Here is a 20,418-nt window from a genome sequence, read left to right on the forward strand (position 1 = left end):
CCACAGCATGGAGACAGGATGAGCGCAGGCCTGTTCGGACTTCTCGACGACGTCGCCACGCTGGCAAAGCTGGCGGCGGCGTCGGTCGACGACATCGGCGCCGCGACGGGGCGGGCGACCGCCAAGGCGGCGGGCGTCGTCATCGACGACACCGCGGTGACGCCGCAGTACGTACACGGCATCACCGCCGACCGCGAACTGCCGATGATCAAGCGGATCGCGGTCGGATCGCTGCGCAACAAGCTGGTCTTCATTCTGCCCGCGGCGTTGCTGCTCAGTGAGTTCGCGCCGTGGGCGGTGATGCCGATCCTGATGATGGGCGCCACCTTCCTCTGCTACGAGGGTGCGGAGAAGATGTTGGGCTGGCTGCCCGGAAATCACGGGCACGAGGCACACGCCACACCGACGGGGCCCATTTCCGGAGACGCTGAGCGTCAGTTGACCGCTGGGGCCATCCGCACGGACTTCATCCTGTCGGCAGAGATCATGGTGATCGCGCTCAACGAGGTGGCCAGCGAAAGGTTCTGGTCGCGGTTCATCATTCTCGTCGCGGTCGCGGTGGTGATCACGGCGGCGGTCTACGGGGTGGTCGCGCTGATCGTCAAGATGGACGACATCGGCCTGCATCTCGCGCAGCGGTCGTCGACATTCGCCCAGAAGGTCGGGCGCGGGCTGGTGGCCTTCATGCCCAAACTGTTGTCGGCGTTGTCGACCATCGGCACCGTCGCGATGCTCTGGGTCGGCGGCCACATCCTGCTCTTGGGAACCGACTCCCTCGGTTGGCATGCGCCCTACGGCTTCGTGCACCACTTCGAGGACCTGATCCACCGCACGATCGCCGACGGTATCGACGGCGTGCTCGCCTGGTCGGCCAACACCGCGGCGTCAGCTCTGGTCGGCCTGGTCGTCGGATTGATCGTCGTGGGAATCGTGCACGTGCTGCCGTTCGGTAAGAAGAAGCGCGCCGAAAAGCACTGACTCACAAGGCCCTCGCCTCGATCACACTCAGCGGTGACGCTGTGCGCACCACGCGTGTCATCCGAAGTCCGGCTCTGCCGAGAAGGTCGCGGTACTCCCTCCCGGTGCGTTCACGAGCGCCCAGGTTCAACATCATCTCCAGGTCCACCCATTTGCCGGGGAAGTCGCGGTTGTGCTTGGGGATGACGAACTCGATGAGCAGCACGGTGCCGCCACTGCCCGCGGCAGCGCGCACGTTGTGCAGAATCTGCAGCGCGTTTTCGTCCGGCCAGTCGTGAATGATGTTCTTCAGGACGTAGGCGTCGCCGCCCCGCGGAACGCAGTCGAAGAACGACCCCTCCGCAATACGGACCCGGTCCGCGACGCCGCTCGCCCGCAACAGATCTGGGGCGTTGGCCACGACCAGCGGCAGGTCGTACAGCACGCCGCGCGAGGCCGGCGCCGACGCCAGAATGGTCGACAACAGTGCGCCGTGCCCGCCTCCGACGTCGACTATCGTCGGGTAGGCGCTGAAGTCGTAACCGGCAACCACGGTGGCATCCGTCATCTCGGACACGCTCGTCATGGTGCTGTTGAACAGTTCAGCGAGCTCGGGCTTGTCGGCGAAGTAGTCGAAGCTCGACTTGCCGCGCAACACTGGAACGACCGAAGTGCCGGTACGCACCGAATCCACCAGCATGGTCCAGCGTTCGCGCTGTTCGTCCGAGCCGTAGAACTTGGCCGCGGGCGCCATTGACACCGGGGCATCGGAGCGAAGGGTGTCGCCCAGAGCGTTCACCTCGTACAAACCGTCGCGCCGACGACGGAAGACCCCCTTGCCGATCAACGCGCGCAACAGTCGGCGTAAGGCGTCAGCGTCGGCGTTGACCCGCGTCGCCAACTCGTCGATGCTCAGCGGCCCGGCCGCGAGGGCGTCGGCGACACCGAGTTGGGCGGCGACGGTGATCGCCTGTGACGTCCAACCGGCCAGGATCATTTCGATCATCGCCGCAGGCGCGGGCGTGAGCCGTTGATGCAGCCAATACAGGTGGTGGCGAATCCACTCGACGACGCGCGCCAACGTCGCGGGCGGCACCTTGGCCCTCATGAGCGGATCAGCCGGTTCGACATCTCGGTGGAGATCCGCTGATGGCTCGTCGACCGCAGAAACGTCGTCATCGCCCACGTGCCAAAGGAATCCGACACCATGGCGGCCGGTTTCAGCACCGACTCGCTCTGCGACATCTGCCGCGAAGTCACCCACGACACGGCGGCGAGTCGGCGTCTCCTGGTCTTCTCGTACCAACGCAGCGCACGATCGGGTGCGTGCCGGCAGCCCGAAAGCGCCTTTCGCAGCAGCATCGTGTCGAGCAGCGCCTGATTGGTGCCCTGCGCGAGAATCGGCGGCATCGTGTGGGCGGCGTCCCCCAGCAGCGTCATCGCACCGGCCCGCGGGGTGCGGGGTATCGGATGCCGGTAGTGCGGAAACGGCGAAGGCGCGAGATCGTCGTCCGTCAGCGTCGCGAGCACATGATCGACCAGTCTGGACCAGCCCGCGAAGTGGGACCGGATCATGTCGATCGGATGCTCCGGCCTGGCGGAGTCGGGGTTCCACCGCAAGTCGAACCACCACTGCACCTCGCAGTCCCCGGCCGGCCAGAGTCCGAGGGTTCCGTGCCTGCCGATCATCTGCAGCGCGACGTCCTTCTCAGTAAGGGTGCCGACGGTGCTCAGCCCCTGCCAGCTGCACCATCCGGTCGACTTCGCGGGAGGCGCACCGGCGATGCGCCTGATCGTCGAGTGCAGTCCGTCGGCGCCGATCAACAGATCGCCATGGGTGTGGTGGCCGTCCTCGAACTCGACCCGTATTCCGTCCTCCGTCGTGAATGCCTCGGCCACACGGGAATTGCATCGGATGCGATCGGTGGGAAAGCCGTCCAGCAGGCGATCGAGCAGGACGCGCCGGGGAACCATCCGGGCGTACCCGCCCAGGCGGTCCGAGATCGTGTCCACGGCGATGTTCACCAACGGGCGCCCGCTCGAGGTCGCGATCCGGACGGTGGACAGCAACTGCCCGGCCCCGTCCATGTCGACACCCAACTGGTCCAGAACCCGTGCACCGTTGGGCCATATCGTCACCGCGCCACCACCGGGTCGCGTGTCAGGACGTTGTTCGTAGACCGTGACGTCATGCCCGTCGCGCAGCAATCCCCGAGCGACGGAAATGCCGCCGACGCCCGCACCGATGACCACGATCCGCAATGGGGTCATAAGCGGCCCATCCAACTGTGAAACCGATTGTCCGGGTCGTAGGACAAACGGACCTTGTCGAGCCGGGCCATGTTCGGCTCGGCGAAGAATTTCGCCGGGCGCCGACCGAGGTTTTCGTCGGCGAGCGCGGTGCCGGTCGCAAGGTGGGACATCGCCGCCATGTTGGAAGCGGCCCAGTCGCAATACCGTTCGTCGTCGGCGGGATCCTGCCAGACCGTATAGAGCGCCATGTAGATCTCGTCCTCGACGCTGAACGCCATGTCCGGCCGGTTCGGGTCCGCGTTCCAGCCCGTCATGATGAAGTGCGAAGGATGCGGCGGCATGGTCTCGATGATTCGGCGAATGCCCGGCAACAACTCCTCCGCCGACGCCGACGTCCACATGTTGTCGGCGATGTACCGGTGGCCCTTCGGGTAGTTGGTCATGACGGCCGTGTACCAGCTGGACAGGTTGGTCGGGGCGTAGGGCAGGTTGATGATCGCCTGGTCGACGACGGGGCAGGTGCCAAGTACCGCAAGGGCATTGGCCGCCTCCTCCTCTGAATCGGCGAAAGCCGGTGAGGCGATGGTGATGACGGGGCGGTCGATCCCGGCGGTCGGGAAGGCCTGTGTGGTGAGGATCTGCAGTTCGACGCGCTCGTCTATCTCGGGACTGATGGTGCGCCCCCACGTGAACACCTCGTCGGCGAGCTCGACCGGATACATGTAGAGGCAGGTGCCCAGGACTGCCGGGCGGCGGTGAATTCGCAACGTGAACGAGACGACCACACCGAAGAATCCCGGACCGCAGCCGCGCGCCGCCCAATACATGTCGGGATGATGCTCGGGGTCGCAATAGATCTGCTCGCCATCGGCCGTGACGATGTGCAGGCCGAGCACGTTCTGGCAGGCCGGTCCGAGCACCTTGCTGTTCCAGCCGTAGCCGCCCTGCAGCAGGTAGCCGCCGAGCCGGATGCCCTCACAGTGGCCCGTCGGAAAGAACAGTCCCTGCGAGCCGAGTTCGGCGGCAAAGACATTGGCGATCTTGCCCGGACCGACCTCGGCGGTCATCCGCTTCGGGTCGACGGTGCAGTGGTCGAGGCGGCTGACGTCGAGGAGCAACCCGCCGTCACGCAGGTGGTTGGCCGCCCAGCTGTGCCCACCCGACCGGACGCCGACCTTGTGGCCGTTGGCGCGCGCATACCGCAGCGCAGCCACGACATCGTCGACATCGTGGGCCTGCACGATCACATCGGGAAAGCGGTCGGGCAGTAGGCCGTTCCACACCGTGGCCCGGCGGGCATCCTCGTAGCCTTCTGCGCCACGCACGAAGTACTTCTCGACGGATAGCAGGACCATTCGCTCGCCTCGATTTCGCAGTCCGACATCCGGTTTCAAGACCGGCTGCACGGTGATACGAGGCCGAGCGGGTCCGTGTTCATCGATCGTGCTCGATGTCACAGATCGGTAAGGTGAAACCTTCTCGTGTGACGACCCAGGTACGCGGCGATCTCACCGGCGAGCGGCGTCGCGGCGCGGCGGATGGCCCGCAGGGGACCGTTGGGCGGAATGCCGTAGCCGATCGCGAACATTCCGTCCCCGAGGTGCGAGGCGAATCCACCGCGTGGTTTGCCGTCGTTGTCCAGGACATCGAGGTGGCCGACCAAACCACCGAGATCGGTGCTGAAGCCGGTGGCGGTGATGACGGCCGTCGGCGGTATGCAGGTTCCGTCGGCGAGCCTCACACGGTCCGGTTCGACGGCCACCACAGCGGCGACGACCTCCACCCGGCCTGCTTTGACTGCGCTGACGAGCTCGTCGGCCAGCGTCGGAATGCGGCCGGTCTGTTCCACCGTCGCCTTCAGCCCTAGCGGCGGCTTGGTGAATCCGTAGGCCGACAGGTCGCCCCACATCATGCGTTCGGACAGGGTCATGACTGGGTCGACGGCCCGCGCGGGCGCCCAGGCGAAGAGCTCGAGGAAGATGTCCGACGGAAACCCTGCCATGGCGCGTCGCACGAGGTGCGGGGGTGTGCGCACCGCAAGCCAGACCCGGCGCGCGCCCGCGTTCGCGAGCTGGACGGCAATGTCCGCTCCGGAATTTCCTGCGCCGACGACCAGCACATCGCGGTCACGAAAGGGCCACGCGTTCTTGAAGTCACCGGAGTGTACGAGTTGGCCAGTGAAATCCTGCAGACCAGGCCAGTCGGGGAGGCTGGGTGTGCGGTAGTTTCCAGTGGCCAGAATTATTGCGCGCGTGTCGATTTCCCCGGACCAAGTATTGATCACCCAACCGTCCGTTGCGCGGTCGATCCCCTTGACCTCGCAGCCGAGCTCCAGCGCGATGCTCTGCTGCTGCACATAACTGTCGAAGTAGCGCACCATGTCCTCACGTGTCGGCCAGCGGCCGGCACTCAGCGGAATCCGTTGGCCGGGCAGATGCGAAAGGAACCCGGTGGTGTTCAGTCGGAAGTTGTCGTAGCGGGTACGCCACGACATCGCCGGTGCAGGGGCACGGTCGATGACGAGAGTCTCGACCCCGTACCGATGTTCGAGCTCACGGGCGACAGCGAGACCTGCTGGGCCCGCGCCGATCACGACGGCGTCGCGGGTGGATGGTGCTCTTGTGAACGACACTCGCGGAATCTCTTTCCGTGATGATGGCTGAACCTGGTGGGTATGACGGCATCGTCACGGAGCCCCGTTGGTAATACGAAGCGAAACGAGCGCTGGTTCATCCATGAGGCGTCGCAACCGCGCGACGGTGTCGCTGTCGGCCACCGGAATGAAGGTCACCACTCGTAGATTTGGATCGTCGGTGGGCGCCAGAGTGTGTTGCTCCATATAGAGATCGCCGACCTCGGGGTGACGGAAATGGCGCTCACGGGAGGGCAGTCTTTCGATATCGAAACTCTCCCAGGCGGTCCGAAATCCCTCGCTGGCCATCAGCAGCCGGCTGATGAGATCAGCGAACGGCGGTTCATCCAAGCGGCTTCCGACCTCGGCGCGAAACGACGCGACGTTGTAAGCGACGGTCAGTTCCCAGTCCGGCATCGCCTCGCGCAAATAAGGATCGGTGCAAAGCAGCCACAGAAAGTTGCGGTCTGCCGCAGGCACGGCCGCCACGTTTGGGTACAGCGCCTCGTATGCCGCATTCCATCCCAACACGGTCCAGTCGGGGGCGATCGCGAGCGCCGGGTAGTCCGTTAAGCCATCCAACAGCCGTCGCATGTGAGCGGGCAGCGTGCCGGAGTTCGGATCCTCGGTAGATCGGGGTGTGCCGTAGCCGGCCAGTGCCAACAGGTACACATGTTCGTTGTGCGACAACCGAAGCGCGCCCGCGAGTGAGTCGATCACCTGGCGCGACGCGGTGACGTCGCGCCCCTGTTCGAGCCAGGTGTACCAGGTGACGCTGACCCCGGCGAGGTAGGCCACCTCTTCACGGCGCAGCCCGCATGTCGTCCGTCCCGCGGGGCAACCCGAAGTCGGCGCGCACCAGCTGACTCCGGCGCCTCCGGAGAAACTGGCCCATCACGGCAGCATTGTGCTTCACGGTTGCCTCAGCGCTTGTCGTCAGAACGGATCCCCAGGTTCAGGGTGGCTCGTTTGTCAGGACTTATCACCCCGGTTGTCGTCCATCTTCATACCCGGCTAGCCGGAATCCGACGGCGCTGACCTGCTGGGATCGAGGTGGTAGTGCCACTACTAGCGGCGCCACTACCTGCACTTTTGCCTGGGGCGATGCCATCGTCGTGTTAGTAAAGGCAATTTCTGACAGCAGATGGGCAGGACCATGACGACATCCGAAATAGCGTCTTCTGCCACGGATTTCGCTGATGACGCACCGACTGCGGGGAACGCCGGCATTCGGGAACTGTACGAAGAGCACGGAACCGCGCTGTGGCATTACGCCTGGCGGTTGACCGGTGACGCGTCCCGCGCTCAGGATGTCGTGCAGGAGACGCTACTGCGCGCATGGCTGCACCCCGAGGTGACCAACGACAGCGAGCGGTCTGCGAGATCGTGGCTGTTCACGGTCGCCCGCAACATGATCATCGACGAGAGCCGCTCGCTGCGGTACCGCCGCGAAGTGAGCGCACTGAGCGGATCCGGTGTCCCCGAACGCGCCAGCCAGGACGAGGTGAACGCGGCGCTGGACCGAATGCTGATCAACGAAGCGCTGCGGCGGCTCAGCCCCGAACACCGTGCGGTGGTTCAGCGCTCGTACGTGCAGGGCTGGACAACGGCGGAGATCGCCGCCGACCTCGGAATCGCCGAGGGCACCGTAAAGTCGAGGCTGCACTACGCACTTCGCACGCTGCGACGCATCCTGCGCGAGATGGGCATCAGGCCATAACCTCTGCGGCGGCAGAACGCACGGCGTCGCTGATGGCACCGACCAACGGACTGTCGAGCTTCCAACACTGCCAGAACAGCGGCACGTCGAGGTGCGCGTCGGCCACCCGAACGAATGAGCCGTCCGCGAGTTCCGGGGCGGCCAGGCTCTCCGGGAACATGCCCCACCCAAGTCCCGCTCGCACGGCCGAGCCGAAGCCTTCCGCCGTCGGCACGAAGTGCTGCGGGCGGGTAATATCGCGGCGGAACACCTTACGCACCAACATGTCTTGCAGCGCATCGTCACGATTCCACGCCAACGACGGTGCCGTCGCCACGGCGTGCGCGGTGAACCCGTCGGGCAGTTTCCGCGCGACGTACGACGGGGCGGCCACCGGTACATAGCGCATCACTCCGAGAGGCTGCACCCGACAACCTGATACCGGAGTGCGCTCGGTCGTCACCGCCCCCATCACCACCCCTTCGCGCAGAAGTCGAGCCGAATGGTCCTGGTCCTCGATGCGGATGTCGAGCAACACGTCGTCGAGCGCATCGAACACACCGGTGAACCACGTGGCCATCGAATCGGCGTTGACCGCCAACGCGATACGGGGTGAGGACGCGTTGCCGCCTGCCATCTCGGACAGCGCCTCGGCCTCCAGCAGTGCCGTCTGCGCCGCCAGGCGCAACAGGGGAACGCCGGCCGCCGTGGCGACGCAGGGCTTCTCGCGTATCACCAGCACCTGCCCGACCCGCTGTTCCAGCGCCTTGATGCGCTGGCTGATCGCCGACGGGGTGACATGGAGCCGGGCCGCCGCGGCATCGAACGATCCGTGTTCGATCACCGCCGCGAAGGCCGCCAACTGCTGGCCGTCGATCTGCACATTAGCGATGCTAAAGCATCTGGCACGCTGCTTAGCGTTGCTGTTGCTCGACCGGCTGGGGTTTGGCACCCAGATAAACCACGACCGCGGCGGCGGCCAGCGATAATGCTCCGACGACCCACATCGCCGACTTCGCATTGCCCGTCACCCCGGTGAGCCACCCGGTGATGTAGGGCCCGCTGAATCCGCTGAGGTTTCCGATCGAGTTGATCAGTGCGATACCGCCCGCCGCGGCGAGACCGGTGAGGAATGTCGAAGGCAGCGACCAGAATACGGGCAGGGCACACATGACCGAGCAGGTGGACAAGGTGACGGCGACCATCGCCAGGTAGGGATCGGTCATGTAGAGCGCCACAGGTATCGACACGCCCCCGACGATGGCGGGAATCGCGACATGCCACACCCGTTCGCCGGTTCGGTCGGAGTGGCGGGCCCACGGCACCATCACGATGGCCGCGACAACGTAGGGCACCGCGGTCACGAGGCCACGTTCGATGATGCTCAGGTGGGTGCCGTACTGCTCCTGGAATCCCGCGACGATGGTCGGGAGGAAGAATCCGACAGCATACAAACCGTAGGTGATTCCGAAGTAGATGAACGCCAGCGCCAGGATCCGCGGATGGCTGAGCGCCTTCTTCAACGGCCAGTGCTGGCCGGACTCGGCCATCGATCGTTCACAGTCCAGTATCGTTTCCAGCCAGCCCTTTTCGTCAGTGTCGAGCCACGAGGCCTCCGCCGGGCGATCGGTCAGATAGAACCAGCAGACGAACGCCAGAACGATGGCGGGCAACCCCTCGATCAGAAACATGACGCGCCAGCCGTCGAGCCCGAAAAGGCCGTGGCCCCAATCGATGATGAGCGACGACAGGGTGGCGCCGATCGCCGTCGACACCGGGACCGCCACCATGAACAGTGAGACCGCCCGGGAGCGTTGCTTTTCGGGAAACCAGAACGTGAGATAGAGGATGATTCCCGGGAAGAACCCTGCCTCGGCGACGCCGAGCAGGAATCGCAGCAGGATGAGGGTTTCCGCGTTCGGCACGAATGCGATTGCGGTGCTGATGATTCCCCACGACAGCATGATGCGCGCCAGCCACCGGCGGCCGCCGAACTTGTGCAGCGCAATGTTGCTCGGGACTTCCAGCAGGACGTATCCGAGGAAGAAGATGCCCGACGCGAAGCCGAACATCTTCGCGTTCATCGCGAGGTCTTCGTTCATCCCGTTCGGTCCGGCGAAGCTGACGTTCACCCGGTCGAGGTAGTTGACGAAGTAGAGGAGGATCAGAAACGGGATCAGGCGGCGGGTGACCTTCGTCATCGTCTGCTGTCCCACCGGCGAATCGGGGAGGTGCGTGGTCATGGTGTTCCTGCGGCTCGCCCTTCTACACAGCGTTGGCCCCCAAGGTGCTCATCGAAGCAGACCGACGCAATTTCGTCGGCAGAACTGGCCCGTCGTCATCCGGGTTTCATCGCTACATTAGTATTGCTAATGTGTATGAAGAATCTTTAGCTGTACTGATCCACCATAGTTCCCTAGCGTCGACCTTGTGAACTCGCCCCTGATCGTCGGCTTCCTCGCCTCGCTGACGCTGATCGTCGCGATCGGCGCCCAGAACGCGTTCGTGTTGCGCCAGGGCATCCGCGGCGAACACGTGCTGGCCGTCGTGGCGGTATGCGCCGTCTCGGACATGGTGCTCATCACCGCGGGCATCGCGGGCGTCGGCGCATTGATCGCCGCGCATCCGGTCGCGCTCGATGTTGCACGGTTCGGCGGCGCGGCCTTTCTGATCGGTTACGGGCTGCTCGCGGCGCGGCGGGCCTGGCGGCCGTCGGCGCTGACTCCGTCGGAAAAGGGTCCAGCGCGACTTCTCGAAGCGCTGGTCACCTGTCTCGCGCTGACGTGGCTCAATCCGCACGTCTATCTCGACACCGTGATCCTGCTGGGCACACTGGCCAACGAGCACAGCGACGAGCGCTGGCTGTTCGGCGTCGGGGCGGTCACTGCCAGCGTGGTCTGGTTCGCCAGCCTCGGTCTCGGGGCGCGTCGCCTCTCCGGATTGTTTGCCACCCCGCTGACCTGGCGGATCCTCGACGGACTGATTGCCATCACAATGACCGGACTGGGCGTGTCGTTGGCGTTGTCCTGAGACAATTCGCCCATGGGGGCGACCAAGTCGGCGGTGGGTTTACGCGACCGAAAGAAGATCCAGACCCGCGACGCCATTCGGCGTGAGGCGCTGCGCCTCATGCAGGCGAACGGGTATGCCAACACCACGATCGAACAGATCGCCGGGGCTGCCGAGATAGCGCCGAGCACCTTCTTCCGCTACTTCCCCACCAAAGAGTCGGTGCTGATCGCCAACGACCTGGACATGGTCACCGTCGACGCGCTCGCCGCCCAACCGGCGGATATGGCGCCGCTCAAGGCTTTTCGGCGTTCGCTGGATATCACGCTCGCGGCGCTTTCGTCCGCCGAGTGGCGCTTCGAGCGTGCCCGCCTTCGCGTCGTCCTCTCGGAGCCGGAACTCAGAGCCGCACAGATGGACGAATACCAGCGCACCGCCCGCCGGCTCGCAGAGGCGGAGGCCAGGCGCACCGGCCGCGATGCTGGCGAGCTCGAGGTGCGCGTGTTCGTGGGTGCAGTGACCGGCAGCATGCTGACCGCCCTGGACGGCAGTACGTCCGGCATCGCGGAGCGGATGTATCAGACACTGGACCTCCTCGAAGCTGGTATGCCGTTTACATGACCCACAAATCCGTTTTCATCACCGGCGCTGCGGCCGGCATCGGCAGGGCCACCGCCCTGGCCTTCGCCAAGAAGGGCTTCACCGTCGGTGGTTATGACATCGACGAAGTAGGGCTCGAGACGCTCGCCGACGAGATCGACCGGCTCGGCTCCGCGGCGATCGTCGGCCACCTCGACGTCACCGACGCCGACGAAATGGCGCAGCGGGTCGGCGAGTTCGCCAAGTCCGCCGGGGACCGGCTCGACGTGATGATCAACAACGCGGGCATCCTGCGCGCCGGCAGGTTCGAGGAGATGGACATCGCCGGCCATCACAAGGAAATCGACATCAACGCCAAGGGCGTGGTCAACGGGCTGTACGCCGCGTTCCCCTATCTGAAGGCCACGCCGAACGCCGTCGTGGTCAACCTCGCGTCGGCGTCGGCGATCTACGGCCAGGCCGAACTCGCCAACTACAGCGCGACCAAGTTCTTCGTCCGCGGCATCACCGAGGCACTGGACCTGGAGTGGGAGCGCTACGGCATCCGGGTGATTGCGATGTGGCCGCTGTTCGTGCAGACCGGGATGCTCGAGAACGTCAAGACCGGAACCACCGAGTCGCTCGGCATCCGGCTGACGGCGCAGGACATCGCCGACGCCATCGTCGCGGCTACCGAACCGTCGAAACTGCGCCGCGCCATTCACCAGGTGCATTTCCCGGTCGGAGCGCAGACCAAGGTGCTGGCGGCCGGCTCGCACTTCTCGCCCGGCTGGCTGACCCGGTTGATCAACAAGAGATTGGCGCACTCCTGATGTTCAAGATGACCGTCGTCGACGTGTTCGCCATCCGCAATCGCGGGGTGGTCGCGACCGGCCGCGTCGAAAGCGGGACGCTGCGTGTCGGCGACACCGTGCACATCAACGGCGGCCCGGGCCTCACGGTCTCCGCAATCGAGAAATTCCGCAAGAAGCAGGATGAGGCGACCGTCGGCGAGAACGTTGGCGTGCTGATCAAGGGGATCGAGCGAACCGACATGAACCGGGGCGACGTGTTGACATCATCCTCGTCATCCTCGTCATCCTCGACCGTCACTTATGGCGAGGCGCCACCGATCTAATCGCGCTGAGCACAACGGGTGACCTCACCCGGGCACCGTCGTACGGTGCCGCGCATGAACGAGGATTGGCTCGCCGTCATCGTCGGCCTGGCCCTCCTGGCTCTTGTACTCGTCGGAGCGATCCCGGGCAGCGTGATCCCGTGACGGAACAGACCACCACAGAGGACCGCGCCGAGGACCGCGACTACGGGATCGGCTACGCGATCGCCGGGGTGCTGCTCGTCGTCGCGCTCGGCGCGGCGACACGGTTCCTCGAACAGGAGGTGCCGCAGTGGGCGAAGGGCACCCCGTTCGCCAAGATCGCCAAGTCCATCGAATTCCCCATCTACGCAATCGCTTTGGGCCTGCTCGGCAACTTCATCCTGTCGAAGCTGGCGCTGCGTGACGCACTGTCACGGGGCTTCCGCACCGAGTTCTTCATCAAGACGGGCCTGGTCCTGCTGGGCGCGTCGATCAACCTGAAGGTGCTCGTCACCGCGGCGGGACCGGCGATCATCCAGGCGTTGCTGTTGATCAGCATCGTGTTCGGTTTCACCTGGTGGCTCGGCGGAGTCCTCAAACTGGAGGACAAGCTGCGGGCGCTGCTGGCGTCGGCGGTGTCGATCTGCGGTGTCAGCGCCGCCATCGCGGCCGCGGGAGCGGTGCAGGCGAAGAAGGAACAGTTGGCATATGCCGCGTCCCTGGTGATCGCCTTCGCGCTGCCGTCGATCTTCCTGCTCCCCTGGCTCGCAGACGTTCTCAACCTTTCCGAGCCCGTCGCCGGGGCGTGGATCGGCGGCAACATCGACACCACGGCCGCCGTCGCCGCCGCGGGCGCACTCGCCGGCGAGGACGCCCTTCAGATCGCCACCATCGTCAAGACCACCCAGAACGCGTTGATCGGGATCGTCGCGATCGCGTTGACCGCCTACTTCGCGCTGAAGGTGGAGCGCAAGTCCGCCGAGGAGGCGAGGCCGTCGCTGCGTCAGTTCTGGGATCGGTTCCCGAAGTTCGTGCTCGGCTTCATCGCCGCGTCGATCGTGGGCACGCTGTTTCTGCAGTGGGGCGGGGACAAGTCCTCGATCACGACGGTCAACGACCTGCGGACCTGGTTCCTGATCTTCGCGTTCGTCGCGATCGGGCTGGAGTTCTCGTTGAAGGGTCTCAAGGAAGCCGGCTGGCGGCCGATCGCGCTGTTCGCCTCGGCGACCGTGGTCAACATCGTCGTCGCTCTGGGCCTGGCGGCGGTGTTGTTCGGTGGTTTCCAGGTGAGTTAGCTACTCTCGCCGGGTGCCTGCTTCGTGGTCCCGGCGAGGTTTCCTGGCGTTGACGGCCGGGGCGGCCGTGTCGTTGGCCGCGTGCGGGTCGAAGCCGGGCGAGGTCGCCGACGACGGCTCGGTCACCGTCAAGCACGTGTTCGGCGAGACCCGCATCCCGGCGCCACCCAAGCGCGTGGTCAGCGCCGGGCTCACCGAGCAGGACAATCTGCTCGCCGTCGGTGTCGTCCCGATTGCGGTGACGGATTGGTTCGGCGGTGAGCCGTTCGGCGTATGGCCCTGGGCGCAGCCGAAACTCGGTGGTGCGCAGCCGGTGGTGCTGAACCTCGTCGACGGCATCGCGGTGGACCAGATCGCGTCGCTGCGACCTGACCTGATCGTGGCCACCAACGCGGGACTGGACCAAGACACCTACGCCAAGCTGGCCGCCATCGCCCCGACGATCGCGCAGTCCGGCCAGGACGCGTTCTTCGAGCCGTGGAAGGTCCAGGCGACGACCATCGGCCAGGCGGTGTTCAAGCACGACGAGATGCAGGCGCTCATCGCGGCCGTCGACGAGAAGTTCGCTGCGGCGGGCAAGGAGAACGCGCAGTTCGCCGGCAAGAAGGCGGTGCTGCTGGAAGGCGCGCTGGCGCCGGACGGCCCCAAGGTGATGTCGCCGGCATGGCGCAGCGAGTTCCTCAACGAGATGGGGTTCGCCGTCGCCGAGGACGTCGATTCCGCCGACGTCCTGATCTGGACCACCGAAAGTGACGAGCAACAGGCGGCGCTGCTCGCCGATCCGGAGCTCGGCCGCCGCCGAAACGTGTTCACAGGCAAGGAGCTGGCGGGCGCCATCGCATTCGGTTCGCCGCTGTCGTATCCAGTGGTGGCCGAGGCGCTGCCGGCCCTCATCGCCAAGGCGATCGCCTGACAAGATGACCTGGTGACCGCCACCAGCACCCAGTCCGAGCACCGAGGATTCGCGACCACGGGTTCGGCCTACTATCCGGCGCTGGTCGCGATCTTCACCGGATTGGTGCTGATCTCCAATGTGTCGGCCACGAAGGGCATCGCCTTCGGACCGATCATCGGCGACTGGTCGCTGATCACCGACGGCGGGTTCCTCGTGTTCCCGATGACGTACGTGATCGGCGACGTGCTCTCCGAGGTGTACGGCTTCAAAGCCACCCGGCGGGCCATCTACATCGCCTTCGTGATGGAAGCCATCGCGGCGTTCACCTTCTGGCTCACCGCCTATCTGCCGCCCGCGGACTTCTACACCAACCAGGCGGCGTTCGAGGCCGTCGTCAAACCGTTCACGCAGTTGATCATCGCCGGGCTCGCCGGCTTCCTCGTCGGCCAGACGCTCAACGCGTGGGTGGTGGTGCGGATCAAGGCCCGCACGAAGGAGAAGCACCTGTGGGCCCGGTTGATCGGCTCCACCATCGTCGGCGAGTTCGCCGACACCCTGGTGTTCTGCGCCATCGCCGCGGGCGCGATCGGCATCAGCACGTGGCGGGACTTCCTCACATACGTGGCGTTGGGCTGGGTGTACAAGACCGCGGTGGAAATCGTCGTGCTGCCGGTGACCTACCGGGTGATCGCGTTCATCAAGCGTCGCGAGCCCACCTATCAGCCCGCCGTGTGAGGCTTCGTTAAGGCTCCTCTGGCAAGGCTCATAGAGCATCGAAGAGCAGGAGTAGCTCTCCCTACTCGCGGGTAATTTGGTGCCATGAGCGTGACTGCGGATCTGATGGACGCCAATGCGAACGGCGCCGAGCGACTCGTGATCCACGACTACGGGGATCGCGCCCTGCTGTTGGAATTCGACAACACCGACGAGGTGCTGGCGTGGACGTCGGCGATCCGGGACGCCGGACTCCCCGGTGTGCTGGACATCGTTCCCGCGTCGCGCACTGTGCTGATCAAGCTCGACGGTGGCGCCTACCGGGCCCCCACCCGGCAACGGCTGCGCAAGCTGCACGTCCCGGACGCGTTGATGGATGCCTCGACGGCAGAACCGCGCGCCGACGTCTCGATCGAGGTGGTCTACGACGGTCCCGATCTCGACGAGGTCGCCCGGCTCACCGGGCTGACCGCCGAGCAGGTCGTCGCCGCACACACCGGAACCCTGTGGCGAGTCGGGTTCGGAGGCTTCGCGCCGGGGTTCGCCTATCTCGTCGGCGGCGACAGCCGGCTCGAGGTGCCGCGACGAGCCGAGCCACGGACCAAGGTCCCCGCTGGATCAGTCGGTCTCGCAGGTGAATTCAGCGGCGTGTACCCGCGCGAGTCCCCGGGCGGCTGGCAGTTGATCGGGCAGACCTCGGTGAACCAGGAGCCGCTGTGGGACGTCAACCGTGAGCAGCCGGCGTTGTTGATCCCGGGTGTGTGGGTCCAGTTCGTGGCGGTGTCACGATGAGCGCGCCGCGCGCGACGCTGGAGATTCTCCAGTCGGGACCGCTGGCACTGATCGAGGATCTCGGCAGGCCGGGGCTTGCCCACATGGGGGTGAGTCGGTCCGGTGCCGCCGACCGACGTTCGCACACCCTGGCCAATCGGCTGGTCGCCAACCCGGGTGGGTTCGCCACCATCGAGGTGACGTTCGGCGGGCTGACGGCGCGGGTACGCGGCGGCGGTAAGGAGGGGGTCGCGATCGCGGTCACCGGGGCGGACACCGATCCCGCGGTCAACGGGGTTCCGTTCGGCACGAACAGCATTCACTACGCCCGTGACGGCGAGGTCATCACGCTCGGCGCGCCCCACTCCGGGCTGCGGACCTACCTGGCGGTGCACGGCGGCATCGACGTCGAACCGGTGCTCGGGTCGCGTTCCTACGACGTCATGTCGGCGATCGGGCCGCTGCCGCTCACCCCGGGCGACGTGCTGCCGATCGGTGAGCACCGCGACGACGAGTTCCCCGAGTTGGATCAGGCGCCGGTGGCGGCGATCGAAGACGACGTGCTCGAGCTGATGGTGGTGCCGGGGCCCCGCGACGACTGGTTCGTCGACCCGGACGTGCTGATCCGCACCAACTGGCAGGCCACCAACAAGAGCGATCGCGTCGGGATGCGGCTGGTCGGTATGCCGCTGGAGTACCGGTGGCCGGACCGCCAGCTGCCGAGCGAAGGAGCGACGCGCGGCGCAATTCAGGTGCCGCCGAACGGGTTTCCGGTGATCCTCGGTCCGGATCACCCGGTCACCGGCGGGTACCCGGTGATCGGCGTGGTCGCCGACGAGGACATCGATCGGGCCGCCCAGATCCGACCAGGACAGACGGTGCGGATGCATTGGTCGCGGCCCCGTCGTCCGTTCGAAGGCACTGCATAGGTCGCCGTCTGCTGGTAGAACGGCAGTGTGCACGCGCACAGTCCGTCCCACGTGCGTGAGGAAATTCCTCGCGTTCACACCGCCCGCTTGATCCACACCTCCGATCTCGACAACGAGACTCGCGATGACGCGCGCCGGATGGTGATCGAAGCGTTCGGCGGTGAGTTCACCGACGCCGACTGGGAGCATTCCCTCGGCGGAATGCACGCGATGATCTTCGACCACGGCGCGCTGATCGCACATGCCGCGGTGGTGCAACGACGCCTGCTGTACCGGGGCATGGCGCTGCGCTGCGGCTACATCGAAGGTGTCGCCGTGCGCGAAGACAGACGTGGGCAGGGTCTCGCGACCGCGGTGATGGATGCCGCGGAGCAGGTGCTGCGCGGCGCGTATCAACTCGGCGCGCTGAGCTCGTCCGCGGCGGGTAGGCGCATCTACCTCGCCCGCGGGTGGCTGCCGTGGCAGGGGCCGACGTCGGTGCTGGCGCCCGCCGGGGTGACGCGCACCCCCGACGACGACAACTGCCTGTTCGTCCTGCCCGTCGCGCTGCCCGACAACGCGCCGCTCGACACGACCGCTGAGATCATCTGCGATTGGCGCGACGGCGACGTCTGGTAGCCGGCAGAAGCTCACATCTGCTGCGGCAACCGCGTGAGGGGAAGTTCACGGCAGGGTCACGGCAGTGCACTTCCGGGCAATAAAGTGTCCATAACCTGGCGTTATGGATTGCCGACGACCCCTGACACGTCCAGGCAATGACCAAGTAATCAGCCGGAAACACGAGCTGAATACACAGGTGTCATGAGTGAGCCTGACTGGGCACCGCTCACCGGATTTCGGGTGGCGGTGACATCCGCCCGCCGCGCCGAAGAACTGAGCGCGCTGCTGCAACGCCGCGGCGCCACCGTGACGAGCGCGGCGGCGATCGCGATGGTGCCGCTTCCGGACGACGACGCGCTGCGCACCCACACCGAAGCACTGATCGAGGTGCCGCCGGACATCGTGATCGCGACCACCGGCATCGGGTTTCGCGGATGGGTCGCTGCAGCTGACGGCTGGGGACTGGCCGGTGACCTGATCGAGGCGTTGAGCAAGGCGCGCATAGTGTCGCGCGGGCCGAAGGCGACCGGTGCGCTGCGTGCCGCGGGACTGCCCGAGGAATGGTCACCCGATTCGGAGTCGTCGCGCGAACTCCTGCACTACCTCGTCGACGGCGGTATCGCAGGGCAGCGCATCGCGGTGCAACTGCACGGTGCGACCGAGGACTGGGACCCCTACCCGGAGTTCCTCGACGAATTGCGCGCGGCCGGTGCCGAAGTGGTGCCGATCCGGGTGTACCGGTGGCGGCCCGCGCCCCGCAACGGAGACTTCGACCAACTCGTGGCAGGCATCGCGGAGGAGAAGTTCGACGCGGTGAGCTTCACCTCCGCGCCGGCAGTCGCCTCGGTGTTGATGCGGGCGATGGAGATGGGCATCGAGGACCAGGTGCTTTCGGCGCTGCGCACCAATGTGCATGCGATGTGCGTGGGTCCGGTGACGGCCCGGCCGCTGGTACGCCTCGGCGTGCCGACGTCCGCTCCGGAACGAATGAGGTTGGGCGCCTTGGCCCGACACATCACCGACGAACTCCCGCTGTTGTGCTCCCGCAAGTTGCAGGTGGCCGGCCACCTGCTGGAGATCCGCGGCACCTGCGTGATGGTGGACGGCGACGTCAAGGCGGTGTCACCGGCGGGAATGGCCACAATTCGGGCGCTCGCACATCACCCCGGGGCGGTGGTGTCGCGCAACAAATTGCTTTCCGCGCTGCCCGGCAGCGGTACCGATACCCACGCCGTCGAGACAGCGGTCCTGCGACTTCGAACTGCACTGGGGGACAAGAACATCGTGTCGACCGTCGTCAAGCGCGGCTACCGACTCGCGATCGACGAGGAACTGGCGCACGCACTATGAGTTTTCCCGCCGCACACGTACTGGTGGCGCACGGCACCCGCAAACAATCCGGAATCGCGCTCATCGGCGACCTGGCGCACAGCGTCTCGATGACGCTGGGGACAGGTGTGCACGTCGCGTTCGTCGACGTGCTCGGTCCGACGCCCAGCGAGGTGCTGCGCGAACTCGATGCGCCCGCTGTCGTGGTACCGGCGTTTTTGTCCCGCGGCTACCACGTCAACACCGATATCCCTGAGCATGTGGCGGCGAGCGGACATCCCGATGTCGTGATCGCCGATGCGCTGGGGCCCAGCCCGCAGCTCGGTCACATCCTGGCTGACCGACTCGTCGAATGTGGTTGGAGGCCAGGTGATTCAGTGGTCCTCGCGGCGGCGGGAACCTCCAATCCGCTGGCGCAATCCGATCTCAAGCGGGTCGCAGCGCTGCTGTCGGCGGTCATCGGCGATCGAGTGGAGCTCGCCTTCGCCGCGACCGGGGAACCCACCGTCGCCGACGCGGTGGCGCGCCTTCGCCGGCGCGGTGCCCGCCGGGTGGTCGTGGCGTCATACCTGCTGTCGGACGGGCTCTTTCAGGATCGCCTGCGGTGCAGCGGGGCAGATCTCGTTACCGAGCCGCTGGGGTCGCATCCGTCGATGGCACGGTTGATCGTCAGCCGGTTCCGCCGCGCGCGGTTGCCGATCGCGGTGTAGGGGTCCCCTTCCCTGCGCGAGCAGACACAAAGTGTGCCGACACGCCGACAATTTTGGTCACTTTGCGACTGCTCGCGGTAAAGCCGGCTCTTTGCTTTTGGAAGGAGCGGTCGTATTCCGGGTTTGTAGCGCCAGACCGACGGGTACGCGCGCTCTCATGATCAAGCATGTCACCGCCGCCATCGCTTTAATTGCCGCTCCCGTAACCGTTTTGAGCGGCTGCGCGAACCAGTCCGCCGACGATTCGTCGACAACGACCACATCGGGACCGGCGTCCAGCGCGCAAGCTCTGACCACCCAGCTGAAGACGGCCGACGGCGAGCCTGTCGCCGATGCGACGATCGACTTCACCAGCGGATACGCCACAGTGACCGTCGAGACCGTCGGCACCGGCATCCTCTCCCCCGGACTGCACGGTCTTCACATCCATGCCATCGGCACGTGCGAAGGCGATTTCACCTCGGCGGGCGACCACTTCCAGGCGCCCGGGCATACCGGCGAGCCCGCGAGCGGGGATCTGCCGTCGCTGCTCGTGCGCTCGGACGGGGCGGGCAAGCTCGTCGCCACCAGTGACGGCTTCACCGAGGATCAACTCAAGGGCCCGGACGGCTCGGCAATCGTGCTGCACCAGGGCACCGGCATGGGCGCCGAGGATCCCGCCGCCGAGCAGCGGCTCGCCTGCGGCGTCCTGAGCCCTGCGAGTGGCGCGACCACATCCGTGTCGACCTCGACATCGACCGTCACCACGACCGCAGCCCCGGTGGTTCCACCCGAGACCACCACAGTTCCACCCGCGACGGTCACCGAGACGACGTCACCGGCCGAGACGACGACCAGTGTCGTTCCCACCACGAGTACCAGCACCGTCACCGTGATCCAGCCCCCGGAGATCCCGGAGATCACCGTGCCGCCGCTGCCCGGCCCTGACGGCGGTTGATCCGCGGCGG

The 20,418-nt window shown here is 66.0% G+C and carries 22 protein-coding genes; 15 read left to right on the forward strand and 7 right to left on the reverse strand.

What is annotated here, in order from left to right:
* Positions 1–18: 18 nt before the first annotated feature.
* Entirely contained in the window at positions 19–978 is a 960-nt protein-coding gene (locus H7J93_RS19910) for a DUF808 domain-containing protein (RefSeq protein ID WP_267308037.1), read from the forward strand.
* 1 nt (position 979) lies between these two features.
* Here H7J93_RS19910 and H7J93_RS19915 read toward each other — a convergent pair whose 3' ends face one another.
* The 5 genes from H7J93_RS19915 to H7J93_RS19935 all read right to left on the reverse strand — a co-directional run bounded on the left by H7J93_RS19915 (position 980) and on the right by H7J93_RS19935 (position 6,640).
* Complete coding sequence (locus H7J93_RS19915) at positions 980–2,065, reverse strand: methyltransferase (protein WP_267308038.1); 1,086 nt, start codon at positions 2,063–2,065, stop codon at positions 980–982.
* Positions 2,062–3,228: an FAD-dependent oxidoreductase gene (locus H7J93_RS19920; RefSeq protein ID WP_267308039.1), complete on the reverse strand. Its 1,167-nt coding sequence runs from the start codon at positions 3,226–3,228 to the stop codon at positions 2,062–2,064. Before H7J93_RS19920 ends, H7J93_RS19915 begins: the two co-directional genes overlap by 4 nt.
* Positions 3,225–4,565: an FAD-binding oxidoreductase gene (locus tag H7J93_RS19925; protein WP_267308040.1), complete on the reverse strand. Its 1,341-nt coding sequence runs from the start codon at positions 4,563–4,565 to the stop codon at positions 3,225–3,227. The genes H7J93_RS19920 and H7J93_RS19925 overlap by 4 nt, the downstream gene beginning before the upstream one ends.
* A gap of 98 nt (positions 4,566–4,663) precedes the next feature.
* Complete coding sequence (locus tag H7J93_RS19930; RefSeq protein ID WP_267308041.1) at positions 4,664–5,842, reverse strand: flavin-containing monooxygenase; 1,179 nt, start codon at positions 5,840–5,842, stop codon at positions 4,664–4,666.
* Between the two features lie 54 nt (positions 5,843–5,896).
* Positions 5,897–6,640: a helix-turn-helix transcriptional regulator gene (locus H7J93_RS19935; protein ID WP_308204935.1), complete on the reverse strand. Its 744-nt coding sequence runs from the start codon at positions 6,638–6,640 to the stop codon at positions 5,897–5,899.
* Between the two features lie 358 nt (positions 6,641–6,998).
* Between H7J93_RS19935 and H7J93_RS19940 the strand changes: the two genes are divergently transcribed.
* Positions 6,999–7,562, forward strand: a complete 564-nt coding sequence (locus H7J93_RS19940) for a sigma-70 family RNA polymerase sigma factor (RefSeq protein ID WP_267308042.1) — start codon at positions 6,999–7,001, stop codon at positions 7,560–7,562.
* Here the strand turns inward: H7J93_RS19940 and H7J93_RS19945 are convergent.
* Entirely contained in the window at positions 7,552–8,424 is an 873-nt protein-coding gene (locus H7J93_RS19945; protein ID WP_372507966.1) for a LysR family transcriptional regulator ArgP, read from the reverse strand. The genes H7J93_RS19940 and H7J93_RS19945 overlap by 11 nt on opposite strands.
* A gap of 31 nt (positions 8,425–8,455) precedes the next feature.
* Entirely contained in the window at positions 8,456–9,784 is a 1,329-nt protein-coding gene (locus H7J93_RS19950; RefSeq protein WP_267308043.1) for an MFS transporter, read from the reverse strand.
* Between the two features lie 187 nt (positions 9,785–9,971).
* On the opposite strand from H7J93_RS19950, the gene lysE reads away from it, so the two are divergent.
* The 13 genes from lysE to H7J93_RS20015 all read left to right on the forward strand — a co-directional run bounded on the left by lysE (position 9,972) and on the right by H7J93_RS20015 (position 20,408).
* Positions 9,972–10,571, forward strand: a complete 600-nt coding sequence (gene lysE, locus H7J93_RS19955) for an L-lysine exporter (protein ID WP_267308044.1) — start codon at positions 9,972–9,974, stop codon at positions 10,569–10,571.
* Positions 10,572–10,583: 12 nt separating this feature from the next.
* A complete protein-coding gene (locus tag H7J93_RS19960) occupies positions 10,584–11,171 on the forward strand; it encodes an acyl-CoA-like ligand-binding transcription factor (protein WP_267308045.1) in 588 nt (195 codons plus the stop codon).
* On the forward strand, positions 11,168–11,962 hold the full coding sequence (locus tag H7J93_RS19965) for an SDR family oxidoreductase (RefSeq protein ID WP_267308046.1): 795 nt from the start codon (positions 11,168–11,170) through the stop codon (positions 11,960–11,962). Before H7J93_RS19960 ends, H7J93_RS19965 begins: the two co-directional genes overlap by 4 nt.
* Positions 11,962–12,267 carry an EF-Tu/IF-2/RF-3 family GTPase gene (locus H7J93_RS19970; protein WP_267308047.1) on the forward strand — a complete coding sequence of 102 codons (306 nt, stop codon included), beginning with the start codon at positions 11,962–11,964 and terminating at the stop codon, positions 12,265–12,267. The genes H7J93_RS19965 and H7J93_RS19970 overlap by 1 nt, the downstream gene beginning before the upstream one ends.
* Positions 12,268–12,407: 140 nt before the next feature.
* Positions 12,408–13,523: a YeiH family protein gene (locus H7J93_RS19975; protein WP_267308048.1), complete on the forward strand. Its 1,116-nt coding sequence runs from the start codon at positions 12,408–12,410 to the stop codon at positions 13,521–13,523.
* 13 nt (positions 13,524–13,536) lie between these two features.
* Positions 13,537–14,436: an ABC transporter substrate-binding protein gene (locus H7J93_RS19980; protein WP_267308049.1), complete on the forward strand. Its 900-nt coding sequence runs from the start codon at positions 13,537–13,539 to the stop codon at positions 14,434–14,436.
* Between the two features lie 12 nt (positions 14,437–14,448).
* Positions 14,449–15,153, forward strand: coding sequence for a queuosine precursor transporter (locus H7J93_RS19985; RefSeq protein WP_267308050.1), 705 nt, complete (start codon positions 14,449–14,451; stop codon positions 15,151–15,153).
* A gap of 84 nt (positions 15,154–15,237) precedes the next feature.
* A complete protein-coding gene (locus tag H7J93_RS19990; protein WP_267308051.1) occupies positions 15,238–15,924 on the forward strand; it encodes a 5-oxoprolinase subunit B family protein in 687 nt (228 codons plus the stop codon).
* Positions 15,921–16,832 carry a 5-oxoprolinase/urea amidolyase family protein gene (locus H7J93_RS19995; protein ID WP_267308052.1) on the forward strand — a complete coding sequence of 304 codons (912 nt, stop codon included), beginning with the start codon at positions 15,921–15,923 and terminating at the stop codon, positions 16,830–16,832. Before H7J93_RS19990 ends, H7J93_RS19995 begins: the two co-directional genes overlap by 4 nt.
* A 51-nt stretch (positions 16,833–16,883) precedes the next feature.
* Entirely contained in the window at positions 16,884–17,450 is a 567-nt protein-coding gene (locus tag H7J93_RS20000; RefSeq protein ID WP_267308053.1) for a GNAT family N-acetyltransferase, read from the forward strand.
* A 183-nt stretch (positions 17,451–17,633) separates the two neighbouring features.
* Positions 17,634–18,782: a uroporphyrinogen-III synthase gene (locus H7J93_RS20005; protein WP_267308054.1), complete on the forward strand. Its 1,149-nt coding sequence runs from the start codon at positions 17,634–17,636 to the stop codon at positions 18,780–18,782.
* Entirely contained in the window at positions 18,779–19,471 is a 693-nt protein-coding gene (locus H7J93_RS20010) for a sirohydrochlorin chelatase (protein ID WP_267308055.1), read from the forward strand. The genes H7J93_RS20005 and H7J93_RS20010 overlap by 4 nt, the downstream gene beginning before the upstream one ends.
* 157 nt (positions 19,472–19,628) lie before the next feature.
* A complete protein-coding gene (locus H7J93_RS20015; protein WP_267308056.1) occupies positions 19,629–20,408 on the forward strand; it encodes a superoxide dismutase family protein in 780 nt (259 codons plus the stop codon).
* Positions 20,409–20,418: the final 10 nt, after the last annotated feature.

Origin of the sequence: Mycobacterium barrassiae, from assembly GCF_025822765.1 — a bacterium.
Taxonomy (GTDB): Bacteria; Actinomycetota; Actinomycetes; order Mycobacteriales; family Mycobacteriaceae; genus Mycobacterium; species Mycobacterium barrassiae.

Bases quoted from the DNA above. Each gene is read 5' to 3' on its own strand.
- H7J93_RS19965 (WP_267308046.1), top strand. From the start codon at position 11,168: ATGACCCACAAATCCGTTTTCATCACCGGCGCTGCGGCCGGCATCGGC.
- H7J93_RS19995 (WP_267308052.1), top strand. From the start codon at position 15,921: ATGAGCGCGCCGCGCGCGACGCTGGAGATTCTCCAGTCGGGACCGCTG.
- H7J93_RS19990 (WP_267308051.1), top strand. From the start codon at position 15,238: ATGAGCGTGACTGCGGATCTGATGGACGCCAATGCGAACGGCGCCGAG.
- H7J93_RS20010 (WP_267308055.1), top strand. From the start codon at position 18,779: ATGAGTTTTCCCGCCGCACACGTACTGGTGGCGCACGGCACCCGCAAA.
- H7J93_RS19970 (WP_267308047.1), top strand. From the start codon at position 11,962: ATGTTCAAGATGACCGTCGTCGACGTGTTCGCCATCCGCAATCGCGGG.
- H7J93_RS19920 (WP_267308039.1), bottom strand. From the start codon at position 3,228: ATGACCCCATTGCGGATCGTGGTCATCGGTGCGGGCGTCGGCGGCATT.
- H7J93_RS19915 (WP_267308038.1), bottom strand. From the start codon at position 2,065: ATGAGGGCCAAGGTGCCGCCCGCGACGTTGGCGCGCGTCGTCGAGTGG.
- H7J93_RS19925 (WP_267308040.1), bottom strand. From the start codon at position 4,565: ATGGTCCTGCTATCCGTCGAGAAGTACTTCGTGCGTGGCGCAGAAGGC.
- H7J93_RS19910 (WP_267308037.1), top strand. From the start codon at position 19: ATGAGCGCAGGCCTGTTCGGACTTCTCGACGACGTCGCCACGCTGGCA.
- H7J93_RS19950 (WP_267308043.1), bottom strand. From the start codon at position 9,784: ATGACCACGCACCTCCCCGATTCGCCGGTGGGACAGCAGACGATGACG.
- H7J93_RS20005 (WP_267308054.1), top strand. From the start codon at position 17,634: ATGAGTGAGCCTGACTGGGCACCGCTCACCGGATTTCGGGTGGCGGTG.
- H7J93_RS19940 (WP_267308042.1), top strand. From the start codon at position 6,999: ATGACGACATCCGAAATAGCGTCTTCTGCCACGGATTTCGCTGATGAC.
- H7J93_RS20015 (WP_267308056.1), top strand. From the start codon at position 19,629: ATGATCAAGCATGTCACCGCCGCCATCGCTTTAATTGCCGCTCCCGTA.
- H7J93_RS19960 (WP_267308045.1), top strand. From the start codon at position 10,584: ATGGGGGCGACCAAGTCGGCGGTGGGTTTACGCGACCGAAAGAAGATC.